We start from the raw sequence: 22,751 nt of genomic DNA on the forward strand, positions 1-22,751 counted from the left end.
TGCCCTGACTCCTACACTGGAATCAGGAAGGCGCTGTACCCGGAGTCCGCCATGTCGATTGCCCGCCCCCCGATTGCCGCCTTGCTCGCCGGCGCCACCGCCACATGGCTGTTGTGCATGCAGCCGGCAGCCTCCGCACCGCAGCCGCCTGCCCCCGCGCAGGCCCAGACCCGCGACGCGGTCACCGCGTATGAAGCGGGCAACTTCGATCAGGCCCTGCGCGGCTTTGCCGACGCGGCCCGGCAGGGCAACCGTCTGGCCCAATTCAACTACGCAATGATGCTACTGCGCGGCGAGGGCACCGCCGCACGCCCGCAGGAGGCGTTGGTCTGGCTGAAAAAAGCGGCCGACAGCCAGATGACGCATGCCCAGTACACCTGGGGCGACCTTTATGAGCGCGGCGAACTGGTGCCGAAGTCACTGGAGGAAGCCAACCGCTGGTATGCGCTGGCCGCACAGGGTGGGCATGTGCAGGCACAGATGGCGCTGGCGACGAATTACTTCACTGGCCGGGGCGTGCCGCGCGACTACGGACAGGCGTTCACGTGGTACAGCCGCGCGGCCAGTGCAGGCGACGGCGGTGCGCAATACATCGTCGGCAGCTTCTACGAGCACGGCGAGCCCGGCGTGGTCGACCGGGATCTCGAGCAGGCCAAGATCTGGTATGCGCGCTCAGCCGCGCACGGGGATCCGGGCGCGCTGGCGAAGTTGCGGTCGTTGCTGGAGGAGTCGGTGCGGGGAAGGGCGGCGAGGTAGCGCAGCGGGCTGACTGTGCCCGGAAGCGTCAACCATGTCCTCGCACATCTGTCACCTATGTCCGTCGCCCCCGCCTTCCTCATCATGCAGGTGCTCGATGATCGCCGCCACCCGGTCCCCCAGGTACTTGTTGGCCGAGATCTCCAGCGCCCGCATCATCTCCGTCTCCGCCATCACCAGCGCCAGCGGGCGGATGCGCCACAGGATCTCCACCAGCCGCGGCACGTCCTGCGGCGGCGGCAGCTTGCCAACGCCGAAGCGGTCCAGCTCGCGCACCACGGTAGCGACGATATGGTCCGATACCGCCTGGAAATGCCCGCGCGACTGGGCGATGATCTCCAGCACGTCTTCCAGCGCAAAGCCCGCCTGGGCGATCTCCGCACCCGCGGCCAGCGCGCGCGGGCTGCGCGCGAGATAGCCCAGGCCGTCCGGTTCCAGCAGTCCCAGTGAGATCGCCTTGGCCAGGGCCGGGCGCGAGATCGCGCGGCCGAACAGCCGCGCCAGCGCCAGGTAGGAGTAGTGTCGCGGCGTCTCGTTGGTCCACGGGCTGCTGATGGCGGTCTCCAGCCCCAGGATCGAGCGCAGGTCGTGACCTTCGACGATGGCCTTGAGCAGCTCGGTGATATTGGCCAGCGTGTAGCCGCGCGCCAGCAGGTGGTGGATCAGCTTGAGCCGCCCCAGGTGCGCCTGCGTGTAGATGCCCACGCGCCCGCGCCGCTGCGGCGGATCGATCAGGCCGCGGTCCTGGTAGGAGCGCACGTTGCGCACCGTGGTGCCGGCCACGCGCGCCAGCTCGTCGATGGTGTATTCCGGGGCGGGCGGCGTGGTGTCGGACGCCTGGCTGGTCGGGGACGATGGGTGGCGGCGCCGGATCAGTGTCATGCGAAAAATTCTAACCGAGGAATGCGGCAGGCAAAGGTGGCGGCCGGTTTTGCCGATAATGAGGGCATTGCCGCCCCACCCTCAACGGTCCGCCCTCCATGCATATCCGCTGGCTCGAAGACTTCGTCTGCCTGGCCCAGGCCGGCAGCCTGGCGCGCGCCGCCGAACTGCGCAACGTGACCCCGCCCGCGTTTGGCCGGCGCATGCAAGCGCTTGAGGTCTGGGCCGGCGCTCCGCTGATCGACCGCAGCGCGTTCCCGGTGCGGCTGACCGCCGAAGGGCGCCAGTTCCTGGAAGCCGCGCAGAGCGCCTTGCGCACGCTGGACGAGACCCGCCTGGCGCTGCGCGCCGCACACCGCGCCGACGCCAGCACGGTCACCATCGCCACCGGCAAGACCCTGGCGCGCTCGATGGTGCCGGCGTGGCTGGCGGGCCTGCGCGAGGCGCTGCGGCACGATCCCGCGGCGGCCGGCTTCCGCACACGGCTGTCGACCTTCCCGATGCACGACGCGCTGGCCATGTTTGCCGAGGGCGATGCCGACTTCCTGCTTTGCTACAGCCCGCCGGACTTGCCGGTGATGCTGGATGACGCGCGCTACCAGTTCCACCTGGCCGGCGTGGAGCGGCTGGTGTGTGTGAGCGCCGCCGATGCGCGCGGCGCGCCGCTGCACCGGCTGGCGACCGGCAAAGCTGCGGCGAAGCCGGTACCCATGATCGCCTACGCCGAGACCCTGACACTTGGCCGCATGGTCAACCAGGAGATCGCGCGCCGCAAGCTGGCGCCGCGGCTGGACGTGATCGCGGTCAGCGACTTTGCCGAGTCGGTGCACGAGATGGTGCGCCAGCGCATGGGCCTGGCCTGGCTGCCGGCACGGCTGATTGCCGACGACCTGCACGCCGGGCGCCTGGTGCGCGCCATCGGCGGCGTACGCAGCGATGATGGCGGCGACCTGGCGCTCGATATCCGCCTGTACCGCCCGCGCGCGCCGATGCGCCCGCTGGCCGAGGCCTTCTGGCAGGCGGCGGTGCGGGCACCGCGCTGATGCGCCTTCGGCCACCATTGCCGAATCGGCAACCCCCCTTGCCAAAGCTGCACGCCGGGCCGGTTGCGCGCTCACTACCATCGCTCCACAACAACCATTCCGGGACCCCCAGAGCCAAGACCATGAAGACCATCCTGCGCGCGGCCGCTGCCGCACTCTGCCTTGCCGCTTCCGCCGGCGCCGTTGCCTCCGCCTGGCCCGCCAAGCCGATCACGCTGGTGGTGGGCTACACCGCCGGCGGCAGCGTCGACCTGGTGGCCCGGACCATCGCCCCGGAACTGGGCAAGCGCCTGGGCCAGAGCGTGGTGATCGAGAACCTGGGCGGCGCCGGGGGCACCATCGGCGCGGCCAAGGTGGTCAAGGCCGAGGCCGACGGCTACACCCTGCTGATGGGCTCGGGCAGTGAAGTGTCGATCGCCCGCCTGACCAACCCCGCCGTGCGTTATGACGGCGAGAAGGACCTGGCGCCGGTGACCTTCGTCGGCACCCAGCCGATGGTGCTGGTCGGCAAGCCGGGCCTGGCCGCCAGGAATGCGGCCGAGCTGATCGCGCTGGCCAAGGCCCAGCCGGGCAAGCTGGCGTATGCCTCGTCGGGCGTGGGCACGCCGCTGAACCTGGCCGGCGAGCTGATCAAGCAGCAGGGCAAGGTCAATATCACGCACGTGCCATACAAGGGCGCGTCGGCCATGGCCACCGACCTGCTCGGCGGCCAGATCGACCTGGCGGTGATGGTGCTGTCGTCGGCGCTGCCGCATATCCAGGCCGGCCGCGTGCAGGCCTACGGCGTGACCAACGCCAAGCGCTCGCCGGTGGCGCCGAACGTGCCCGCGCTGGCCGAGACGCCCGCGCTCAAGGGCGTCGACATGGGCGTGTGGTTCGGCCTGATGGGCCCGGCCAGGCTGCCGCAAGCGGTGGTGGAGCGCCTGAACACCGAGATGCAGGCCGTGCTGGCCATGCCGGATGTGAAGAAGAAGCTGGCAGAAGCCGGCGTGGAAGTGGCGCCGGCCAATCCGGCGCAGTTCGGCAGCTTTATCAAGCGCGAGACGGGGCGCTATCGCACCATCGTGCAGACGGCTGGCATTCACGAGTAAGAGCTGGAGCGGGCGGCGCTGGCAAGATCCCGCCGCCCATCCTCAACCTGATCCCCAGAACACGACCCGGCGGCACCGACCCGCCAGGCACCCTGAACGCACCGATTCCCATGACCCAGCCCACCGCACCGATCGACGCCTACCCCGTCGATGTCGCATTCCCCGACATCCGCGCCTACGCCGCCGGCAACACCCGCATCCCTTATCTGTTCACCTTCGACAGCGGCCAGCCTGGCCCGCACGTGATGGTCAACGCGCTGACCCACGGCAACGAGGTCTGCGGCGCCATCGCCGTCAAGGCGCTGCTGGACCACGGCCTGCGCCCGCGCCGCGGCCGGCTGACGCTGGCGTTTGCCAACGTTGACGCGTACCACCGCTTCGATGCCGCCAGGCCCGACGCATCGCGCTTTGTCGACCAGGATTTCAACCGCGTATGGACCGCCAGGGTGCTGGATGACGCCAGCCTGGATTCATCGGAGCTGCGCCGCGCTCGCGCCATGCGCCCGGTGATCGATACCGTCGACCTGCTGCTGGACCTGCATTCGATGCACGAGAAAAGCCGGCCGCTGATCGTCTCCGGCCCGCTCGACAAGGGCATCGCCCTGGCGCGCGCGCTGGGCGCGCCGGCCGATGTGATCGTCGACGAAGGCCACCCCGAAGGCCGCCGCATGCGCGACTACGATGGCTTTGGCGATGCCGCCAGCGCGCGCAATGCACTGCTGATCGAATGCGGCCAGCACTGGGAGCCCGCCGCCGTGACCGTGGCGCAGGACAGCACCGCGCGCTTCCTGCTGCATGCCGGCGTGATCGATGCAATGGACTTGCCCGCGGGCTGGCTGCAACCGCTGCCCGCCACGCAGCGTGTGGTGCGCGTGACCGAGCCGGTGGTGGCCACCAGCATGGATTTCCGCTTTGCCGGCCCCTATACCGGGCTGGAGACCTTTACCGAGGCCGGGACCGTAATCGGCTGGCGCGACGGCGAGCCGGTAGTGACGCCGTATCCGGATTGCGTGCTGGTGATGCCGTCGCTGCGCCAGTTGCGCCCGGGCGTGACCGTGGTGCGCCTGGGCCGGCTGGAGCGCTGATGCGGGTACGCTGGGCCGGGCGCGGCTGCGCCCGGCAAGAGGCTGCGCAGAGCGGCATGGTCCGGCCCTCCTTCGGTTGACTGCAGACAGGCTAGGCCGCCGGGGCGGCCGTGCCCGCCGGCGGCGGGGGCGGCGGCAGCATGCCGGGGAACAGCTGTTCGACCAGTTCATCCAGCTTGGACGACGGCTGCACGAAGTTGCTCAGGTTGAGCCCGCCCGCGCTGCGGTTGGCGTTATAAATGGCCTTGCCGACACGGTCGCCGTTGCGGAACACGGTGATATCGGCGCTGTTCAGGTACGCAGTCCAGTACCAGGCGCTGCGCGCCGTGTACAGCGCCACCACCGGGCACGCCGCGATCGAGGTCTGCGCCTGCAGCACCTTCACCTCGAAATTGCGCCGCCGCAGCGATGAGAGAAAACTCTCGACAAAGTCATTGCCCGTGACCGGATTCACCACCACGCACAGCAGCGTGCCGTTGGCGCCGTAGTTGCCCAGCGGGCCGCCGCCAGCCGGCACCTGGAACGCGACAAGGGGATCGGTGCGGTCGGGCCGGTCGACCGGGGTCACTGCCTGGTAGGTCGAGCAAGCGGTGATCAGCAGGCCAAGGCCTGCGGCCAGCAGAGTTTTGTACATGGATGTCCTGTGTGGCTGGGGCGGGCTGCCCTGCAAGACACAGTGGCCACCGCATACCTTCACACTGTAGGCGCCGGTACGCCGATCCAATCGTCCAAACAGAAGCGCAAAACGGCCGCTTCTGCGCCGGGGTGGCGGCTCAGCCGCCCGCGCCGCCGCCTTGCGCCAGCCGACCCACCAGGACCAGGCAAAGCCCGGCAAGGCAGACCCCGATGACTACGACCTGCAGCCGCGTGACGGGTCTGCCGCCAAACAGCGTCTGGCTGAGCCAGGCGGGCGAAACCACGCCGACGATGGTGGCAACCATGATCAGGATGGCTAGGACGGACAGAACGGATTGCATGGCGGGACTCCGGAATCTAGGACAAGCGCGATCAGTTGGCGCCGCCGCGCAGCAGGCAGTCGCGCAGCAGCGGTGCGCCATCCGCCAGCCCGGCGCCGTTGCATTCCAGCGCGACCTTCTGGCCGCGCCGCACCATGGTGGCTCGTGCTTCCACCTCGCACACCCGCCCTGCCGGGCCGCAGATCTGGCGTTGCAGCAGCAGTGCGCGCACATTCACGCCGGGATCGTTGGTGCGGATATCGACAAAGACCTGGTTGCCCTCGCGGCGAATGCCGCTGGCGACGCCTTCGACGATCAGGTACTGGCCCAGGTAGCGGGTGTCGGCTTCCTTGGGGTTGCCGCGGTAGTCATTCAGCAGCGTGTCGGCCTGGAGCTGCGGCAGCCGGTCCGCGGGGCGCTCCGGGTCGATGCTGATCGGGTCGAGCGTGCCATCGCGCGGCACCCCGCGCACGACGCTTGCCGGCACCGCGCTGGCTTCGGCCTGCGCCTCGGGTGCGGCACCGCCGACATCGTCGCGGCGGTCATTGCCGGCAAACCACAACATGCCAAGGACAGCCACGGCGACGATGGCAATAAGGATTTGCTGGGTACGGTTCAACATCGGAAGGTCCTGCGTCAGTGAATGCGGAAGGCGGAACGGGATTATGCGCCCTGCCTGCCGCAAAAGCGCTCAATCGCCGCCACGGCATGGTCGACGCCGCGCTCGGCGGCCATCGCGCGGCCCAGCGTGGCGGCCCGTTCGCGCGTGGCCGATTGCTCCGCGAAGGCGATCATCGACGCCAGCCGCGGCGCGTCGATCTTGTGCCCGGCGACATAGCGCGGCGCCACGCCCAGTGCCGCCAGCCGGCCCGCCCAGAAAAACTGGTCGCCCGCAAACGGCAGCACGATCGATGGGGCGCCCGCTGCCGCGGCTGCATGCGTGGTGCCCGCACCGCCATGATGGATTGCCGCCGACACGCGCGGCAACAGCCAGTCATGCGGGGTGGCGCCTACCACGTGGAAGCTGGATGGCAACGCCGCCACGTCGATGCCGCTCCAGCCCGGATAGAACAGCGCGCGCCGGCCATCGACCGCCTGTATCAGCGCCGTCACCACCTTGTCCCGGTCAAAGCCCGCCATGCTGCCAAAGCCGATATACAGCGGCGCCTCGCCGGCCGCCAGGAAGTCGCGCAGCGGCGCGTCCGGTTGCCAGTCCGGCTGCGGCGGCATGGTCCACGCGCCGCTCACCAGCCAGTCGTCATGCCAGTCATGCGGACGCGGCACCAGCTGCGGCGAGATCGCGTACAGCGTCGGAAAGTCCGCCCACATCGCCTTGCGCGCCGACGCGCCGAACAGCCTGGAGCGCGCAGCATTGGTCGCGCTACGGAACATGCGCCACAGCACGAAGTTGATCACGTGGTGGCTGGCGCGATTGGCCCACCCCGGCATCCTGAACGGCGGCAGCAGCGCGGACGGAAAGGCCCGCGTCGGCGAGATCGGGAACATGCCCGCGCCGATCACCGGCTTGCCCAACTGCTCGCCCACCGACAGCGCCACATACGCCGTCAGCCCCGAGAACACGATGCCATCGGCAGCGCGCGCGGCTTCCGCCAGTTGTGCCATCCACGCCTCGGTGTTGTCCTCGGCAATGCGCGCGAATGCCCGCGTGGCCTCGGCGACGTTGCCGCCTTCGGTCATCAGCTTGTGCAGCGCGCCGCCGGGCGCCAGCGTCTGCTGGATATCGCCCGCCATCGGCGCAAAGGCCAGGCCGTGCTCTGCCGCGAGCGTGGCTGCCGAGCGTTCGCCCAGCATCAGCACGTCGTGGCCGGCGGCGCGCAGGCCGAGGCCCAGCGCGACCATGGGGCGGCAGTCGCCCTGGGTACCGAAGGTGATGAGGGTCAGGCGCATGGCGGGAGAGGCGCCGAAGGGCCCGGCGCCGGCATGTCAGCGAGTAGCCTGCAGTTTACTTGTACCGGCGCCTTCCGCGCCGCGACATGGGGCCGCGGCTGAGGGTATCACTTGCCGATGCAGAAACGCGTAAAGATCGTCCCCAGCAGATCATCGCTGGTGAACTCACCCGTAATGCTGTTCAGGCAATCCTGCGCCAGCCGCAGCTCTTCGGCAAACAGGTCCAGCGCCTGCGCCTGGTGCTCGGCCTGCTCCGCGGCGATATCCAAGTGCGATTGCGCATTCCGCAGCGCCGTCAGGTGCCGTTCGCGCGCCAGGAAGTTGCCTTCATTGCCTGACTGCCAGCCCACCAGCCGCAGTAGTTCACGACGCAGCAGTTCAATGCCGGCCCCGGTGCGCGCCGAGATCCAGATCTCGGTCGGGTTGGGGCCGTTGGCCGCAACCACATGCGGGCGGTTGCCGCCGAAGACGACATCGCCAACCGCGGGGGCCTTGTCGATCTTGTTGACGATGCGCACGATCGGCGAGCCCGGCGGCAGCTGGCCGCTGAGCTGGTCGTCGATGGCGTCGTCGGTCTCGGACAGGCCGTGGCGCAGGTAGTCGGTGGCGTCGACCAGGTGCAGCACGATATCGGCGCGGCGGATGGCGTCCCAGGTGCGTTCGATGCCGATGCGCTCGACTTCGTCGGCGGCGTGCTCGCGCAGGCCGGCGGTGTCGATGATATGCAGTGGGATGCCGTCGATCTGGATGGTCTCGCGCACGCGGTCGCGCGTGGTGCCGGCGATGGGCGTGACGATGGCCAGCTCCGCGCCGGCCAGCGCGTTCAGCAGCGACGACTTGCCCACGTTGGGCTGGCCCGCCAGCACCACCGACAGGCCCTCGCGCAGCAGCGCGCCCTGGCGCGCCTGCGCCAGCACGCCGCCAAGTTCGGTGCGGATGGTGGCAAGCTGGCCGCGGGCGTCGGACTGCTCCAGGAAATCGATCTCTTCCTCGGGGAAGTCCAGAGTGGCTTCCACCAGCATGCGCAGGTGGATGACCTTATCCACAAGCTGGCGGATGGCGTTGGAGAATTCGCCCTCCATCGAACGCGCCGCTGAGCGCGCCGCGGCCTCGGTGCTGGCTTCGATCAGGTCGGCGACAGCCTCGGCCTGGGCCAGGTCGAGCTTGTCGTTGAGGAAGGCGCGCCGCGTGAACTCGCCGGGCTCCGCCAGGCGCAGGCCGATGCCGTCGCCCGCCTGCAGGCAGCGCGTCAGCAGCATCTGCATCACCACCGGGCCGCCGTGGCCCTGCAGCTCGAGCACTTCCTCGCCGGTATAGGAGTTGGGCGCCGGGAAATACAGCGCCAGGCCGTGGTCGATGACTTTGCCATGGCCATCGAGGAACGGCAGGTAGGTGGCGTGGCGCGGCTTCAGCGCCTGGCCGCAGACGGCGCGCATCACCGGGCCGACATTGGGGCCCGACACGCGCACCACGCCGATGCCGCCGCGTCCGGGCGCGGTGGCGATGGCGGCAATGGGAACCTGGGGAGCAGTCATGGCGGTATTGTCGCAGATCGGGTGCAGTTGGCGTGGCACGCGGTGGGCAGGCCGCCATGGCGGGCGGGGTGGTCAGCTGGCGCCGGGCAGCGGCTGCGGCGGCGCCTCGTCCGGCATTGCCTGCGCCTGCAGGCAGTCGGCCAGCAGCCGGCGCGCGACGATGCCGTCGACAAAGCGGCCGAGCTTCGCCTGCCGTTTGACCAGCTTGCGATGCAGGTCCTTGCTGTAGCGGGATGGCAGCACCGGCGCGAACGCCTCGATCACATAGCGCAGTCGCTTGCCGGCGATGCGCAGTTCATGCACCGCGCGAGGATTGCCGCGGCGTGCAGCCTTTGCCAGCGCGCGCAGGCGCTTGCGGCCGCGGCGCACGCGCTTGCGCGCAAGGGGCCCGAGGCGGCCACCGTCACTGCGGGCGCGGGCGGCCAGATGGTCCAGGTGCGCCAGGTCGCGATGCAGCGCGGGCAGTGGCCAGTCACGGTAGCCGGCCAGGGCCGACAGCATGGTTTGCCGTGCGGTGTCGCGGCGCTCACGGGCGGTGTCGGCGATGGCCGACAGCACGGTATCGTCCGGTTCCAGCTTGCGTGCCGGGGCAATGGTTTCGGCCAGGAACACGTCCCAGTCGCGCACATCGCTGGTGGCGCGCGCCAGCATGCGCAGGTCATGCTTCCAGCGATCACGCTCCTGCCGCGGCAACGACGGCCCCAGGGCCCAGAGCACCGCGCGCGCGTGGCGTACCGCCACGCGCAGCGCGTGCAGGTCTTCGGCCTCGTCGCGGTGCAGCAACTGGGCCAGGCTTGCTTCCATGCGCGCCAGGCTTGCCTGCGTCAGCGCGGCAAAGGCGGCGGCGGGCCGCGTCTTGCGGTGCAGTGTGGGGGGATGGGCGTCGGCGATCATGGCGGGCTGCATGCGCTCAGGCGCGCATGCGGGTCGCGGATGCTTCCAGTGTAGGCGACAGCACGCCGGCCCGCTTCGGCGCGGCGTAAAAGACGCATGGATGGTTGACAGCCCCGTGCCTTCACGCTGCAATGCGCACATCCCGGTGATGCAGTGACCCGACAAGGAACAGCCATGACCACCGAACAGGAACGGCTTTTGCTGCGCGACACCATCGAGGCGGGCTTCCGCCAGACCGCCTTCGTCAACGACGTCGGCATCTCGCTGGCGGACTGCGGGCCAGGCTGGTGCGAATCCACGCTGGCCATTACGCCGCGCCACCTGCAGCATGGCGGCATCGTCCATGCGGGCGTGCAGGCCACCATGGCGGACCACACCGCGGGCGCGGCGGCATCGACCATCCTGGAGGCAGGCCAGCACGTGGTCACCGCGGAGTTCAAGATCAACCTGCTCAGGGCCGTGCGCAGCGAACGGCTGCGCTGCCGTGCCGATGTGCTCAAGTCCGGCCGCGCGATCATCGTGGTGGAGGCGGATGTCTTTGCCGAGGTCCACGGTGAATCCGTGCTGGTCAGCCGCCTGAACGCCACCATGAGCGTGCTGGACCTGGCCTGAGCGCCCTCCCACCCTTGAAAGGAAGCGACCCATGATCGACCACACCGGCGTAAGCGTCAGCGACTACGGCAAGAGCCGCGCCTTCTACCAGGCGGCGCTGGGCGCCATCGGCTATGTGCTGGACAAGGAGTTCCCGGCCAGCGTCACCGGCAGCACCGACGTGGCCGGCTTCGGCCCGCCGGGGCAACCCGACTTCTGGATCCACCGCGGCACGCCCAACCAGCCGCCGCTGCACGTGGCCTTCCGCGTGGACAGCCGCGAGACCGTCGATGCCTTCTATCGCGCGGCGCGGGCCGCGGGCGGGCGCGACAACGGCGCGCCGGGCATCCGCGCGCACTACCATTCCGACTACTACGGCGCCTTCGTGCTGGACCCGGACGGGCACAACATCGAAGCGGTCTGCCACAAGCCTGCGTAGGGCCTCAGCGTGTCGCGACGATGAACAGGCGCGGGAACGGCAGCAGCACCGACCCGTCCGGCAGCGCCGGGTACGCCTTGGCAATCTCGGCTTCGTAGCGCGCCAGGTAGGCGGCGCGCTCGGCCTCGTCCAGCGGCTGCAGGAAGGGGCGCAGGCCGCTGCCCTTGAACCACTCGACCACAGCGGCTGGGCCGCCCGCCAGCGGATGGTGGTACGTGGTCAGCCATACATCCACGCGCTGGCACAGCGGGCGCAGCAGCTCGTAGTACCACTGCGCCGGGGCGCGCTCGGCGCGGGCCTTGCTGGCGCCGGCGAGCTTTTCGGCCCACGGGCCATCCGCCGCCACCTGGCGCATCAGCCAGTGCGCGGGTTCTTCCAGGTTGTCCGGCATCTGCACGGCCAGCGTGCCGCCGGGAGCGAGCCTGGATACCAGTGCCGGGAACAGGCTGGCGTGGTCAGGCAGCCACTGCAGCACGGCATTGGCCAGGATCACGTCATAGGGCCCGGCCTCGTCCCAGGCGCCGATGTCGGCCACGCGGAACTGCACGTCGGGCAGGCGCTTGCGCGCCGCGTCGACCATGTCCTGCGAGCTGTCCAGCCCGGTCACCGACGCCCCCGCATAGCGCGCCAGCAGCACCTCGGTGGAATTGCCCGGCCCGCAGCCGATATCCACCGCGCTGCGCGCGGTCTGATTGGGGATGGCAGCCACCAGGTCGCGGACCGGGCGGGTGCGTTCGTCTTCGAAGGCGACGTATTGGTGGGCGGACCAGCTCATGGGGATCTCCTGATGCTTAGGGCAGGCCAGTAGGATACGCCTGCCGCTGGCGGTTCGCTGGGGCTGTCAGCCCGCCCTTTTCCTATTACCCCAGCTTCTTCTTCAGCAGCTCATTCACCTGCGCCGGATTGGCCTTGCCCTTGGTGGCCTTCATCGCCTGCCCGACCAGCGCATTGAACGCCTTCTCCTTGCCCGCGCGGAATTCCTCGACCGACTTGGCGTTGGCCGCCAGCACGTCGTCGATGATCTTCTCCAGCTCGCCGCTGTCCGACATCTGCTTCAGCCCCTTGGCCGCGATGATGGCATCGGCATCGCCGCCATGCTCGCCGGCCCACATCGCCGGGAACACATCCTTCTTGGCAGTGTTGTTCGACACCGTGCCGTCCGCAATGCGCGTCAGCAGCTTCGCCAGTTGCGCCGGCGTGACCGGCGCGGCATCGATGGCGATGCCTTCGCGGTTGAGCTGCGAGGCCACGTCGCCCATCAGCCAGTTGGCTGCGGGCTTGGCGTTGGCGGCACCGGCGTCGGCCACCACTGCCTCGTAGTAGGCGGCGAAGGCCTTGGTGGCGGTCAGCGTGGTGGCGTCATAGGCCGACAGGCCGTACTGCGAGACAAAGCGCGCCTGCATCGCTGCCGGCAGCTCCGGCAGCTCGCCGCGCACGCGCTCGACCCAGCTCGCGTCGATCTCCAGCGGCATCAGGTCGGGGTCGGGGAAGTAGCGGTAGTCGTGCGCGTCTTCCTTGGTGCGCATGGCGCGCGTTTCGCCCGTTTCCGGGTCGAACAGCACGGTGGCCTGCTGGATCTTGCGGCCGTCCTCGATCTCGGCGATCTGCCACTGCACTTCGTACTCGATGGCCTGCTGCAGGAAGCGGAACGAGTTCAGGTTCTTGATCTCGCGGCGGGTGCCAAATTCCTTCTGGCCGAGCGGGCGCACCGACACGTTGGCGTCGCAGCGGAAGCTGCCTTCCTGCATGTTGCCATCGCAGATGCCCAGCCACACCACCAGCGAGTGCAGCGTCTTGGCATAGGCCACGGCTTCGGCGGCGCTGCGCATGTCGGGCTCGGTGACGATTTCCAGCAGCGGGGTGCCGGCGCGGTTCAGGTCGATGCCGGTCATGCCGGCAAAGTCTTCGTGCAGGGACTTGCCCGCGTCTTCTTCCAAATGGGCGCGGGTCAGGTTGACGGTCTTCTCGTAGAACTCGCCCTTCTTGCCTTCGACCTGGATGGTGATGGTGCCGCCCTGTACCACCGGGATCTCATACTGGCTGATCTGGTAGCCCTTGGGCAGGTCGGGGTAGAAGTAGTTCTTGCGCGCAAAGATGCTGCGCGGCGCGATGGTGGCGCCGATCGCCAGGCCGAACTGGATGGCGCGCTCCACCGCGCCCTTGTTGAGCACCGGCAGCACGCCCGGCAGCGCCAGGTCCACCGGCGAGGCCTGCGTATTGGCCTCGGCCCCGAAGGCGGTGGAGGTGCCGGAAAAAATCTTGGAGGCCGTCGAAAGCTGAGCGTGCGTTTCGAGGCCGATCACCACTTCCCATTGCATGGCGGTATTCCTGTTCGGTTCTGTCTGTTGCGGTGGAGCGGCGGCGCCGCTCCGGGGTTCAGTCTGGTCTTGCCCCGGTCCTCAAGGGTCGGGGCTGGCAAGCCATGAGTCGAGCTGGGCCAGCGCGGCCACGCGGGCAACCGCATCGCCGCCGACGGTGACGCCCTGGGTCTTGCGTATGCCTGCCGGCACGTCGCGGCGCATATGCAGCTCGCTGGTGCCGTCAAAGCCGTGGTAGGCGCCCGGGTAGATCTCCAGCCGGAAGCGCGCGCCCGGCTGGCGCGCCAGCACCGCGCTCTGCAGCATGGCGCAGCGGGTGGCGGGCGTCCAGTCGTCGGCGCCGCCGATCATCAGCAGCATCGGCGCGCGCAGGCGGTAGTTGTGCTGCTGCACCGCGCGCTTGCAGCCCGGGTAGAACGCCACGGCGCGCTCCACCTGGGGCGTGCCGGCCGGCCACGGGCGGCTGGCATCGACGGTGGCCAGCACCGCCTGCGCGCCATTGGACCAGCCCAGCAGCACGATGCGCGCGGTGTCGACCGCCGGCTGCTGCGCCACCCAGCGCAGTGCGGCCAGCGCATCGGCGCGGCGCGTGCGGTCGTCGATGCCGCGCGTGTCGATGGGGTCGGAGCAGATGCCGTGGGGCCTGCCGCGCGCGCTGAAGCTGTCGGGCATCAGCACGGCATAGCCGCGCTCGGTCAGCCAGTGTGCGTATTCGCGGTAGCGTTGCTGCAGCAGTCCGGAAACGTCCGCCTTGTCGGTTCCCGCGGCGCCTGCCGCGCTCGCGCGCGAGGGGCGCGCGGACAGCAGGCCGCCGCAGCCGTGCAATGCCACTACCACGGGCAGTGCGCGCTGGCTGATGCCTTCGCGCGGCAGGAACCAGTAGGCAGTCAGCGCGGGCGTGGCCGCATCGCCGCGCAGCTCGACGCGCTGCGCGGGCACGGATGCGGTTACCGCAGACCCTGGCGCGGCCCGGCTCACCGCATTCGGCGCCAGCACGCCGGCAGGCGTCAGCGGCGCCGGCTGTGCCAGCGCGGGGGCGGGCAGGTCCGGTGTATGCGCGGATGCGCCGGCCAGCCATGCGCCCAGCCCCAGTGCCACCACGGCGCGCAGCACCGCCACCGCCGGGCGGGCGGCGCACAGTGAGCGTTGCGGGGTGGCGGGTGCGTGGGTCATGACTGGCTTCGGTGGCTTCAGCGCGTGCGGGCGCAGGCGCCGCTGCCCGGCTCGAACATCACGGGCCAGGCTTCTTCGTAGATGCCGGGGGTGCAGCGCTGCTGGCAATTGGCGTGCGCCAGCGTGACGCGGCGCGGGTCCTGCCAGACCATCAGCTTGCAGCCGCTGCCGTCATTGGCGCGCAGCTCGATATGCGGCTTCTTCTGGACCTGGCGGAAGTCCGCCAGGTTGAAGCTGCACGAGCCGCGCTTGCCTACCCACAGCTTCCACGACAGCTGCTGCACGCTGTTGTCCGACACGCGCAGCTGGGCATCTTCGCGGAAACCGTCTTCCTCGGTGCGGCGGCAATCGCCGGCCAGGTCGATGTTGCGGCTGGCGATCGGAGCCGGAGGCGCGGGCCGTCCCAGCCCGCCCGGCAGCGGGATGCAGCCGGCCACCGCCGCGGCGAGCGCGGCCGCGGCCATCAGGCGCAGGGTCAGCGAGGAGCGTGCGGTCATGTTCATGCCTTGCCCGGACGGCGCAGGTGCCAGTCGGTCGCCTGCTGGAACGCGTGCGCGGTCTGCAGCAGGCGTGCTTCGTCGAAGTAGTTGCCGATCAGCTGCAGGCCCACCGGCATGCCGGCTTCGCCGAAGCCGCACGGCACGCTCATGCCGGGCAGGCCGGCCAGGCTGGTGGACAGCGTGAAGATGTCGGCCAGGTACATCTGCACCGGGTCCGAGGTCTTCTCGCCCAGCTTCCACGCCACCGTCGGCGCCACCGGCCCCATGATCACGTCGCACTGGGCGAAGGCGCGCTGGAAGTCGTCGGCGATGATGCGGCGGATCTTCTGCGCCTGCAGGTAGTAGGCGTCGTAGTAGCCGTGCGACAGCACATAGGTGCCGACCATGATGCGGCGCTTGACCTCGGCGCCGAAGCCTTCGGCGCGGCTCTTCTTGTACATGTCGAGCAGGTCGCGGTATTCGGCCGCGCGGTGGCCGTAGCGCACGCCGTCAAAGCGCGACAGGTTGGAAGAGGCCTCGGCCGGCGCGATCACGTAGTACACCGGGATCGACAGCTCGGTCTTGGGCAGCGTCACCTCGACCAGCGTGGCGCCCAGCTTTTCATACTCGGCCAGCGCAGCGCGCACGGCCTGCTCGACGTCGGCCGACAGGCCTTTGCCGAAGTATTCCTTCGGCAGGCCGATGCGCAGGCCGGCCAGCGGGCGCTCGGCGGTGGCGCCGGCGCGCGGCTGGCCCAGCAGCCGGGTGTAGTCCTCGTCCACGCCGCCCTGCGCGGGCGTGATGCTGGTGGAGTCCCTGGGGTCGAAGCCGGCCATGGCGTTGAGCAGCAGCGCGCAGTCTTCGGCGCTATGGGCCATCGGGCCGGCCTGGTCCAGCGACGAGGCGAAGGCGATCATGCCGTAGCGCGACACGCGGCCGTAGGTCGGCTTGATGCCGGTGATGCCCGAGAACGACGCCGGCTGGCGAATCGAGCCGCCGGTGTCGGTGCCGGTGGCGGCGGGGGCCAGGCCGGCGGCCACGGCCGCGGCCGAGCCGCCCGACGAGCCGCCGGGCACGCGGCTGGTGTCCCACGGGTTGCGCACCGGGCCGAAATGCGAGTTCTCGTTGGACGAGCCCATCGCGAACTCGTCCATATTGGTCTTGCCCAGCGTGACCATGCCGGCCGCGCCCATGCGCTCGACCACGGTGGCGTCGAACGGGCTTTCATAGTTGCCCAGCATCTTGGAGCCGGCGGTGGCACGCCAGCCACGCGTGACGAACACGTCCTTGTGCGCGATCGGCACGCCGGTCAGCGGCGCGGCCTCGCCGCGGGCGCGGCGTTCATCGGCGGCGCGCGCCTGGGCCAGGGTGCGCTCGGCATCGACGTGGATAAAGGCGTTGAGCGCGGCGGCCTGCTCGATGCGGGCCAGGTACTCGCGCGCGAGTTCCTCGGCGGAGACGGAGCGCGCGGCCAGCGCATCGGCAAGCTGGCGCAGGGAGGTCACGGAATCAGCGGAAAAGGGCATGACAGTCGGTTGGCATCAGGGGTAGCGTACTGGCGGGTGGCCGGCGGCGGACAGGCATGCACGGGTGCGTCGGGTCCGGGCCGGGCGGCGGTCATTCGATGACCTTGGGCACCAGGTACAGGCCGTCTTCGGTGGCCGGCGCGGGGCGCTGGTAGTCGGCGCGGCGGTCGGATTCGGTGACCACGTCCTCGCGCAGGCGCTGGACCATGTCGCGCACGGCAGACAGCGGGTGGGCCAGCGGCTCGATGCCGGTGGTGTCGACCGCCTGCATCTGCTCGACCAGTGAGAAAAAGTTGTTCAGCTGCGCAAGCGTCTGGGCGGCCTCGTCATCGCTGGTTTCGATGCGGGCCAGGTGGGCGATGCGCTTGACGTCGGATAGAGCGAGGGCCATGGCGTGGTGGTTCGGATGCTCGGATGCGGGGGGCGCGGGCTGCGCCGGCGGCTGGCTCATGGGGCGGCTGAGTCGCACGGCCCGTGGCCTGACCGGGGGCGCCGGAGTGGCGCCCCGGAGTCGTCGGAATTACAGGTATTTTCAGGCCGTAAACGCCCGAAGCAGCAGGAATTATAAGGTATCATTGCGAGTTACCGACCCTTGGCAACGCCCACGTCACATGGCCGCAAAGCGGCCGTTGGCCGGCACGCCTGCGCCTGGCATCCACAGGCGCCGGAAGGGCGAACCTGGGTCCTCTGATTAGGCCTCTGCAACCGGCCAGCGCATGTCGCATGTCAACGACATTGTGCGCCGGTGCCTGCACATTTCCGCGAACTTTTCCGCGGGGTCTAATCAAAGGTTCCCGTAGTGCCGGCGCGCACAGTGCGCCGGCGGTGCCGTTCCCAATCCCATCCCGGCCCGGGCAGGCCCCGTGCCGGACGGCGGGCGGACCGGGAAGCCGGGAACCATTCCGTATTCAACACAACGTATTTCGTGGCCGGACCGCCCGCGGTGCCGGCCGCTTCGCCTACCCGCGAACACCACCACAGACAGGATTCCTGATGTTCGGATTTCTCCGCAGCTACTTCTCCAACGACCTGGCGATCGACCTCGGCACCGCCAATACGCTGATCTACATGCGCGACAAGGGCATCGTGCTGGACGAGCCCTCGGTCGTCGCGATCCGCCAGGAAGGCGGCCCCAACGCCAAGAAAACCATCACGGCGGTGGGCAAGGAAGCCAAGCAGATGCTGGGCAAGGTGCCGGGCAATATCGAGGCGATCCGCCCGATGAAGGACGGCGTGATCGCCGACTTCACCGTCACCGAGCAGATGCTCAAGCAATTCATCAAGATGGTGCACGACAGCAAGCTGCTGCGTCCGAGCCCGCGCATCATCATCTGCGTGCCGTGCGGCTCGACCCAGGTCGAGCGCCGCGCCATCCGCGAATCGGCGCTGGGCGCCGGCGCCAGCCAGGTGTACCTGATCGAGGAGCCGATGTCGGCCGCGATCGGCGCCGGCCTGCCGGTGTCGGAGCCGTCGGGCTCGATGGTGGTGGATATCGGTGGCGGCACCACCGAGGTGGGCATCATCTCGCTGGGCGGCATGGTCTACAAGGGTTCGGTGCGCGTGGGCGGCGACAAGTTCGACGAGGCCATCGTCAACTACATCCGCCGCAACTACGGCATGCTGATCGGCGAACAGACCGCCGAAGCCATCAAGAAGGAAATCGGCTCGGCCTTCCCGGGCTCCGAGGTCCGCGAGATGGAAGTCAAGGGCCGCAACCTGTCCGAAGGCATCCCGCGCGCCTTCACGGTGTCTTCCAACGAAATCCTGGAAGCCCTGACCGATCCGCTGAACCAGATCGTGTCGGCGGTGAAGATCGCGCTGGAACAGACCCCGCCCGAACTGGGCGCCGACATCGCCGAGCGCGGCATGATGCTGACCGGCGGCGGCGCGCTGCTGCGCGACCTGGACCGCCTGCTGGCCGAAGAAACCGGCCTGCCGGTGCTGGTGGCCGAAGACCCGCTGACCTGCGTGGTGCGCGGCTCCGGCATGGCGCTGGAACGCATGGACAAGCTCGGCAGCATCTTCTCCTACGAGTAAGAAGGACGCTCACGTGGCGATGCGCGGCCTGCCGGATCCAGCGATCAGGGCGGTGTCGCGGCGCCTCACCCGCCGGGGCCAGGCCCCGGCAGCTCCCGCCGCCCGACTGTGCCGCTCCCGTCCCCGCAAGGGCCTCGGGCGCGGCACGGCGGGCGGCGGGGCGTTTCCGCGTGGGCTCCGGCCTTTGTTCGGGTAAATGGATTACTCCCCTCCGCCGCTCTTCAAGCAAGGCACCTCGGCAGTCGCCAGGCTGGTCCTGTACGTGACCATCGCGCTGGCGCTGCTGGTGGTCGATGCCCGTTTCGACGCGCTCAGCGTGGGCCGCCAGGTTGCCGCCACCGTGCTGATGCCGGTCGAACGCCTGGTGCTGACGCCGCGCGACGCGCTGCGCACGATGTTCGACTACGCGCAGTCGTCGGCGATGCTCGCCACCGAGAACCGCGAACTGCGCCAGAACGCCGTGCAGCAGGCCCAGGCCGCGGTGCGCCAGGCGCAGCTTGAGTCCGAGAACAACCAGCTGCGCAAGCTGCTCGGGCTGGCGCAGCAGTCGGCCACGCCGGTGACGGCCGCCGAGATCCTGTATGACGCGCGCGATCCCTACAGCCAGCGCATCGTGATCGACAAGGGCAGCCAGCACGGCCTGCGTGCCGGCTACCCGGTGATCGACGAGCGCGGCGTGGTGGGGCAGGTCACGCGCGTGTCGCCGTTCCAGTCCGAGGTGACGCTGCTGACCGACAAGGACCAGGCCATCCCCGTGCAGGTGGTGCGCAACGGCCTGCGCAGCGTGGCCTTCGGCGGCGCGCGCGCGGGCCAGCTGGACCTGCGCTTCATGGCCGCCGCCGCCGACCTGCAGCAGGGCGACCTGCTGGTGACCTCTGGCCTGGACGGCACCTACCCGCCGGGCCTGCCGGTGGCAAAGATCATCCATATCGAGCGCAAGGCCGATACCGCGTTCTCGCGCGTGTACTGCGAGCCGGTGGCCGGCGTGCGCGCGCACCGCCAGCTGCTGGTGGTGCGCTACGACGCGGCCATCCCCGCGCGCGAAACGGTCGAGGCCAAGCCGGAGGCGCCGGTCAGGGGCGCCAAGTCCGCCGCGGCGCGCGCAGCCGCCGACAGCGCGGCGGCTGCCAAGGCCGCGCCCGCCAAGGAGGCACCACGGTGACCAATCCCCAATACCTGCTGCGGCCGGTCAATCCCGCCTTTATCGCCTTCAGCTTCGTGCTGGCGTTCCTGTTCAACCTGATGCCCTGGGGCACCACGCTGTGGGTCCCCGACATGGTGGCGCTGGTGCTGGTGTTCTGGAACATCCACCAGCCGCGCAAGGTGGGCATGGGCGTGGCCTTCCTGCTGGGCCTGCTGATGGACGTGCACGATGCCCGGCTGCTGGGCGAGCACGCGCTGGCCTACACCCTGCTGGCCTACTTTGCTATCACCATCCACCGCCGCGTGCTGTGGTTCACCGTCTATACCCAGGCGCTGCACGTGCTGCCGCTGCTGTTCATCGTGCATGCGGTGCCGGTGCTGATCCGGCTGGCCATGGGCGCGCCGCTGCCGGGCTGGCCACTGTTGCTGGCGCCGGCGATCGAGGCGCTGCTGTGGCCGCTGGCCACCAGCCTGCTGCTGGCGCCGCAGCGCCGTTCGAGCGATGTCGACGAGACGCGTCCGATCTGACGCCGCACGCATCTGACCGCACCTAAACGCTCATCCCTGGCCTACGCAGTACCATGACCGAAATCCGCAACGTCGAACTGGAAATCGGCCGCTTCCGCATCCGCGTGGCGGCTGCGGCCCTGTTCACGGTGATCTGCTTTGGCCTGCTGTTCACGCGCTTCCTGTGGCTGCAGTGGTACAAGCATGACCAGTACTCGGCCAAGGCCGAGGACAACCGCATCTCGGTGGCGCCGATCGAGCCCAACCGCGGCATCATCATGGACCGCAACGGGCTCGTGCTGGCGCGCAATTATTCGGCGTACACGCTGGAGATCACGCCGTCCAAGCTGACCGATACGCTGGACAACACCATCGAGAGCCTGTCCGGGCTGGTGGATATCCAGCCGCGCGACCGGCGCCGCTTCAAGCGGCTGATGGAAGAGTCGCGCAGCTTTGAAAGCCTGCCGATCCGCAGCCAGCTGACCGACGAGGAAGTGGCGCGCTTTTCCGCGCAGCGCTTTCGCTTCCCGGGCGTGGACGTGCGCGCGCGGCTGTTCCGCCAGTACCCGCTGGGCGAGTCGGCCTCGCACGTGATCGGCTACCTCGGCCGCATCTCGCAGCGCGACCAGGAACGCATCGAGGCCATGGACGAGGCCAACGATGCCGAGGGCGCCAAGTACGATCCGCGCAAGGATGCCGACAACTACAAGGGCACCAACTACATCGGCAAGATCGGCCTGGAGCAGAGCTACGAGAGCGAGCTGCACGGACTGACCGGTTTCGAGGAAGTGGAAGTGAGCGCGGGCGGGCGCCCCATCCGCACGCTTTCGACCTCACCCGCCACGCCCGGCAACAACCTGATCCTGTCGCTCGACATCCGCCTGCAGCAGCTGGCCGAGGCGCTCTACGGCGACCGCCGCGGCGCGCTGGTAGCGATCGAGCCAGCCACCGGCGACATCCTGGCCTTTGTCTCCAAGCCGACCTACGACCCCAATCTGTTCGTCGAAGGCATCGACACCAATACCTGGAATGAGCTCAACAACTCGCCCGACAAGCCGCTCCTGAACCGGCCCCTCAGGGGCACCTACCCGCCCGGCTCGACCTACAAGCCGTTCATGGCGCTGGCGGCGCTGACCACCGGCAAGCGCACCGCGGCCTGGGGCATGCACGATCCCGGCTTCTTCACGCTGGGCAACCATACCTTCCGCGACGACAAGCCGGGCGGCCACGGCTGGGTCGACATGCACAGCTCGATTGTGCAATCGTGCGACACCTACTACTACGCGCTGGCGCGCGACATGGGCGTCAACGGCATCCATGACTTCATGAAGCCGCTCGGCTTCGGCCAGATCACCGGCATCGACATCGAGGGCGAAAGCCGCGGCATCCTGCCGTCGACCGACTGGAAGCGCCGCGCGTACCGCAAGCCCGAGCAGCAGAAGTGGTACGACGGCGAGACCATCTCGCTGGGCATCGGGCAGGGCTACAACAGCTTCACCATCCTGCAGCTGGCGCAGGCCACCTCGGTCATCGTCAACAACGGCAGCGTGATGAAGCCCCACCTGGTCAAGGCCGTGGAAGACGCGGTCACGCGCAAGCGCACGCTGACGGTGCCAAAGGAAAGCTATCGCATTCCGCTCAAGCAGGCCGATATCGACGTGATCAAGCGCGCCATGGTGGCGGTGACGCACTCCGGCACGGCCGCGCGCGTGTTCGCCGGTGCGGCCTATGAATCGGCGGGCAAGACCGGCACCGCGCAGACCTACAGCCTGGGCAAGGGCGAGAAGTACAACCACCACGCGCTGGACGAGCGCAAGCGCGACCACTCGCTGTACACGGCCTTCGCGCCAGCGGACAACCCGAGGATCGCGATTGCGCTGATCGTCGAGAACGCCGGCTTCGGCGCCGCGGTGGCCGCGCCGATCGCGCGCAAGGTGATGGACTACTACCTGACCGGCAAATGGCCGGCAGAGCTGGAAGCCATCGCTCCGCCGGAAGCCGAGCGCATGGCGGGCCGCCCGCCGGTGGCCACGCCGAGCGTGTTTACCACCGGCCAGACTGCCAGCATCGCCAGCGCTACCGTGATGTCGGGCGGTAGCGCACCGGCCAGCGGCGCGGCCGCCAGCGCGGTGGCCGCGGCCTCGGGCGCGCACGCCGCGGCGTCTGACGCGATCGCGGCGGCGCTGGACCCGGCCGCGATCGCACCGGCCTCGGCCGTGCAGACGCTGGATGAACGCATGCTGCAGGCGCTGGGCCACAGCAAGCCGAAGGTGCCGCCGGCTTCCGTGCCGGTCGTGCCGGCCAAGGCGCCCGCGCCCAAACCACGCGTCAAGCCCGTGGCTGCCAAGGCAGCCAGCGGTGCCGACGCCACTCGCTGAAGGAGACGCG

23 protein-coding genes are annotated in these 22,751 nt (G+C 69.4%); 10 read left to right on the forward strand and 13 right to left on the reverse strand.

What is annotated here, in order from left to right:
- The first annotated feature begins 51 nt into the window (after window positions 1-51).
- Window positions 52-756, forward strand: coding sequence for a tetratricopeptide repeat protein (locus AC1Q7H_RS29725; protein WP_013955183.1), 705 nt, complete (start codon window positions 52-54; stop codon window positions 754-756).
- A gap of 51 nt (window positions 757-807) precedes the next feature.
- Here AC1Q7H_RS29725 and AC1Q7H_RS29730 read toward each other — a convergent pair whose 3' ends face one another.
- Window positions 808-1,638 (reverse strand): MerR family transcriptional regulator, encoded by an 831-nt coding sequence (locus tag AC1Q7H_RS29730; protein WP_492382079.1) that lies wholly within the window; start codon window positions 1,636-1,638, stop codon window positions 808-810.
- A gap of 98 nt (window positions 1,639-1,736) precedes the next feature.
- Here AC1Q7H_RS29730 and AC1Q7H_RS29735 point away from each other — a divergent pair, with 98 nt between their 5' ends.
- The 3 genes from AC1Q7H_RS29735 (at window position 1,737) to AC1Q7H_RS29745 (ending at window position 4,857) form a co-directional block, all read left to right on the forward strand.
- Window positions 1,737-2,681 (forward strand): LysR family transcriptional regulator, encoded by a 945-nt coding sequence (locus AC1Q7H_RS29735; protein WP_492382080.1) that lies wholly within the window; start codon window positions 1,737-1,739, stop codon window positions 2,679-2,681.
- A gap of 122 nt (window positions 2,682-2,803) precedes the next feature.
- Window positions 2,804-3,772, forward strand: a complete 969-nt coding sequence (locus AC1Q7H_RS29740) for a Bug family tripartite tricarboxylate transporter substrate binding protein (RefSeq protein WP_153954986.1) — start codon at window positions 2,804-2,806, stop codon at window positions 3,770-3,772.
- Window positions 3,773-3,882: 110 nt separating this feature from the next.
- Window positions 3,883-4,857 carry a M14 family metallopeptidase gene (locus AC1Q7H_RS29745; protein WP_492382081.1) on the forward strand — a complete coding sequence of 325 codons (975 nt, stop codon included), beginning with the start codon at window positions 3,883-3,885 and terminating at the stop codon, window positions 4,855-4,857.
- A 91-nt stretch (window positions 4,858-4,948) separates the two neighbouring features.
- Here AC1Q7H_RS29745 and AC1Q7H_RS29750 read toward each other — a convergent pair whose 3' ends face one another.
- The 6 genes from AC1Q7H_RS29750 to AC1Q7H_RS29775 form a co-directional block, all read right to left on the reverse strand.
- Entirely contained in the window at window positions 4,949-5,491 is a 543-nt protein-coding gene (locus AC1Q7H_RS29750) for an Sbal_3080 family lipoprotein (protein ID WP_013955188.1), read from the reverse strand.
- A gap of 139 nt (window positions 5,492-5,630) precedes the next feature.
- The gene (locus tag AC1Q7H_RS29755; RefSeq protein WP_013955189.1) at window positions 5,631-5,834 is read right to left on the reverse strand and encodes a hypothetical protein; all 204 of its coding nucleotides are present in this window, start codon (window positions 5,832-5,834) and stop codon (window positions 5,631-5,633) included.
- Window positions 5,835-5,865: 31 nt separating this feature from the next.
- Window positions 5,866-6,435 carry an OB-fold putative lipoprotein gene (locus AC1Q7H_RS29760; protein WP_013955190.1) on the reverse strand — a complete coding sequence of 190 codons (570 nt, stop codon included), beginning with the start codon at window positions 6,433-6,435 and terminating at the stop codon, window positions 5,866-5,868.
- A 41-nt stretch (window positions 6,436-6,476) separates the two neighbouring features.
- Window positions 6,477-7,721, reverse strand: a complete 1,245-nt coding sequence (locus tag AC1Q7H_RS29765) for a glycosyltransferase (protein WP_211980519.1) — start codon at window positions 7,719-7,721, stop codon at window positions 6,477-6,479.
- A gap of 107 nt (window positions 7,722-7,828) precedes the next feature.
- Entirely contained in the window at window positions 7,829-9,256 is a 1,428-nt protein-coding gene (gene mnmE, locus AC1Q7H_RS29770) for a tRNA uridine-5-carboxymethylaminomethyl(34) synthesis GTPase MnmE (RefSeq protein ID WP_013955192.1), read from the reverse strand.
- A 72-nt stretch (window positions 9,257-9,328) separates the two neighbouring features.
- Entirely contained in the window at window positions 9,329-10,150 is an 822-nt protein-coding gene (locus AC1Q7H_RS29775) for a CHAD domain-containing protein (protein WP_041228265.1), read from the reverse strand.
- Between the two features lie 174 nt (window positions 10,151-10,324).
- Here AC1Q7H_RS29775 and AC1Q7H_RS29780 point away from each other — a divergent pair, with 174 nt between their 5' ends.
- A complete protein-coding gene (locus tag AC1Q7H_RS29780) occupies window positions 10,325-10,762 on the forward strand; it encodes a PaaI family thioesterase (RefSeq protein ID WP_492378245.1) in 438 nt (145 codons plus the stop codon).
- Between the two features lie 31 nt (window positions 10,763-10,793).
- On the forward strand, window positions 10,794-11,180 hold the full coding sequence (locus tag AC1Q7H_RS29785) for a VOC family protein (RefSeq protein WP_492378246.1): 387 nt from the start codon (window positions 10,794-10,796) through the stop codon (window positions 11,178-11,180).
- A gap of 4 nt (window positions 11,181-11,184) precedes the next feature.
- Here the strand turns inward: AC1Q7H_RS29785 and tam are convergent, their stop codons facing one another.
- The 6 genes from tam to gatC form a co-directional block, all read right to left on the reverse strand.
- Window positions 11,185-11,955: a trans-aconitate 2-methyltransferase gene (gene tam, locus AC1Q7H_RS29790; protein ID WP_492382082.1), complete on the reverse strand. Its 771-nt coding sequence runs from the start codon at window positions 11,953-11,955 to the stop codon at window positions 11,185-11,187.
- Between the two features lie 85 nt (window positions 11,956-12,040).
- Window positions 12,041-13,498 (reverse strand): Asp-tRNA(Asn)/Glu-tRNA(Gln) amidotransferase subunit GatB, encoded by a 1,458-nt coding sequence (gene gatB, locus AC1Q7H_RS29795; RefSeq protein WP_211980521.1) that lies wholly within the window; start codon window positions 13,496-13,498, stop codon window positions 12,041-12,043.
- Between the two features lie 81 nt (window positions 13,499-13,579).
- On the reverse strand, window positions 13,580-14,671 hold the full coding sequence (locus AC1Q7H_RS29800) for a dienelactone hydrolase family protein (RefSeq protein ID WP_211980522.1): 1,092 nt from the start codon (window positions 14,669-14,671) through the stop codon (window positions 13,580-13,582).
- A 17-nt stretch (window positions 14,672-14,688) separates the two neighbouring features.
- Window positions 14,689-15,174, reverse strand: a complete 486-nt coding sequence (locus tag AC1Q7H_RS29805) for a hypothetical protein (protein WP_492378247.1) — start codon at window positions 15,172-15,174, stop codon at window positions 14,689-14,691.
- A complete protein-coding gene (gene gatA, locus AC1Q7H_RS29810; protein ID WP_153954995.1) occupies window positions 15,171-16,676 on the reverse strand; it encodes an Asp-tRNA(Asn)/Glu-tRNA(Gln) amidotransferase subunit GatA in 1,506 nt (501 codons plus the stop codon). Before gatA ends, AC1Q7H_RS29805 begins: the two co-directional genes overlap by 4 nt.
- A 91-nt stretch (window positions 16,677-16,767) precedes the next feature.
- The gene (gatC, locus tag AC1Q7H_RS29815) at window positions 16,768-17,067 is read right to left on the reverse strand and encodes an Asp-tRNA(Asn)/Glu-tRNA(Gln) amidotransferase subunit GatC (protein ID WP_035819367.1); all 300 of its coding nucleotides are present in this window, start codon (window positions 17,065-17,067) and stop codon (window positions 16,768-16,770) included.
- 602 nt (window positions 17,068-17,669) lie between these two features.
- Here gatC and AC1Q7H_RS29820 point away from each other — a divergent pair.
- The 4 genes from AC1Q7H_RS29820 (at window position 17,670) to mrdA (ending at window position 22,741) form a co-directional block, all read left to right on the forward strand.
- A complete protein-coding gene (locus AC1Q7H_RS29820; protein WP_008648066.1) occupies window positions 17,670-18,713 on the forward strand; it encodes a rod shape-determining protein in 1,044 nt (347 codons plus the stop codon).
- 196 nt (window positions 18,714-18,909) lie between these two features.
- Window positions 18,910-19,875 (forward strand): rod shape-determining protein MreC, encoded by a 966-nt coding sequence (mreC, locus tag AC1Q7H_RS29825; protein WP_013955202.1) that lies wholly within the window; start codon window positions 18,910-18,912, stop codon window positions 19,873-19,875.
- Window positions 19,872-20,384 carry a rod shape-determining protein MreD gene (gene mreD, locus AC1Q7H_RS29830; RefSeq protein WP_013955203.1) on the forward strand — a complete coding sequence of 171 codons (513 nt, stop codon included), beginning with the start codon at window positions 19,872-19,874 and terminating at the stop codon, window positions 20,382-20,384. Before mreC ends, mreD begins: the two co-directional genes overlap by 4 nt.
- Window positions 20,385-20,437: 53 nt before the next feature.
- The gene (gene mrdA / locus AC1Q7H_RS29835; protein WP_013955204.1) at window positions 20,438-22,741 is read left to right on the forward strand and encodes a penicillin-binding protein 2; all 2,304 of its coding nucleotides are present in this window, start codon (window positions 20,438-20,440) and stop codon (window positions 22,739-22,741) included.
- Window positions 22,742-22,751: the final 10 nt, after the last annotated feature.

Source organism: Cupriavidus sp. GW823-FHT06D04 (assembly GCF_058795055.1).

Excerpts from the sequence above, each read along its gene's own strand:
- AC1Q7H_RS29725 (WP_013955183.1), top strand. The coding sequence starts at position 52 with ATGTCGATTGCCCGCCCCCCGATTGCCGCCTTGCTCGCCGGCGCCACC.
- AC1Q7H_RS29730 (WP_492382079.1), bottom strand. The coding sequence starts at position 1,638 with ATGACACTGATCCGGCGCCGCCACCCATCGTCCCCGACCAGCCAGGCG.
- AC1Q7H_RS29735 (WP_492382080.1), top strand. The coding sequence starts at position 1,737 with ATGCATATCCGCTGGCTCGAAGACTTCGTCTGCCTGGCCCAGGCCGGC.
- AC1Q7H_RS29740 (WP_153954986.1), top strand. The coding sequence starts at position 2,804 with ATGAAGACCATCCTGCGCGCGGCCGCTGCCGCACTCTGCCTTGCCGCT.
- AC1Q7H_RS29745 (WP_492382081.1), top strand. The coding sequence starts at position 3,883 with ATGACCCAGCCCACCGCACCGATCGACGCCTACCCCGTCGATGTCGCA.
- AC1Q7H_RS29750 (WP_013955188.1), bottom strand. The coding sequence starts at position 5,491 with ATGTACAAAACTCTGCTGGCCGCAGGCCTTGGCCTGCTGATCACCGCT.
- AC1Q7H_RS29755 (WP_013955189.1), bottom strand. The coding sequence starts at position 5,834 with ATGCAATCCGTTCTGTCCGTCCTAGCCATCCTGATCATGGTTGCCACC.
- AC1Q7H_RS29760 (WP_013955190.1), bottom strand. The coding sequence starts at position 6,435 with ATGTTGAACCGTACCCAGCAAATCCTTATTGCCATCGTCGCCGTGGCT.
- AC1Q7H_RS29765 (WP_211980519.1), bottom strand. The coding sequence starts at position 7,721 with ATGCGCCTGACCCTCATCACCTTCGGTACCCAGGGCGACTGCCGCCCC.
- mnmE (WP_013955192.1), bottom strand. The coding sequence starts at position 9,256 with ATGACTGCTCCCCAGGTTCCCATTGCCGCCATCGCCACCGCGCCCGGA.
- AC1Q7H_RS29775 (WP_041228265.1), bottom strand. The coding sequence starts at position 10,150 with ATGATCGCCGACGCCCATCCCCCCACACTGCACCGCAAGACGCGGCCC.
- AC1Q7H_RS29780 (WP_492378245.1), top strand. The coding sequence starts at position 10,325 with ATGACCACCGAACAGGAACGGCTTTTGCTGCGCGACACCATCGAGGCG.
- AC1Q7H_RS29785 (WP_492378246.1), top strand. The coding sequence starts at position 10,794 with ATGATCGACCACACCGGCGTAAGCGTCAGCGACTACGGCAAGAGCCGC.
- tam (WP_492382082.1), bottom strand. The coding sequence starts at position 11,955 with ATGAGCTGGTCCGCCCACCAATACGTCGCCTTCGAAGACGAACGCACC.
- gatB (WP_211980521.1), bottom strand. The coding sequence starts at position 13,498 with ATGCAATGGGAAGTGGTGATCGGCCTCGAAACGCACGCTCAGCTTTCG.
- AC1Q7H_RS29800 (WP_211980522.1), bottom strand. The coding sequence starts at position 14,671 with ATGACCCACGCACCCGCCACCCCGCAACGCTCACTGTGCGCCGCCCGC.
- AC1Q7H_RS29805 (WP_492378247.1), bottom strand. The coding sequence starts at position 15,174 with ATGAACATGACCGCACGCTCCTCGCTGACCCTGCGCCTGATGGCCGCG.
- gatA (WP_153954995.1), bottom strand. The coding sequence starts at position 16,676 with ATGCCCTTTTCCGCTGATTCCGTGACCTCCCTGCGCCAGCTTGCCGAT.
- gatC (WP_035819367.1), bottom strand. The coding sequence starts at position 17,067 with ATGGCCCTCGCTCTATCCGACGTCAAGCGCATCGCCCACCTGGCCCGC.
- AC1Q7H_RS29820 (WP_008648066.1), top strand. The coding sequence starts at position 17,670 with ATGTTCGGATTTCTCCGCAGCTACTTCTCCAACGACCTGGCGATCGAC.
- mreC (WP_013955202.1), top strand. The coding sequence starts at position 18,910 with ATGGATTACTCCCCTCCGCCGCTCTTCAAGCAAGGCACCTCGGCAGTC.
- mrdA (WP_013955204.1), top strand. The coding sequence starts at position 20,438 with ATGACCGAAATCCGCAACGTCGAACTGGAAATCGGCCGCTTCCGCATC.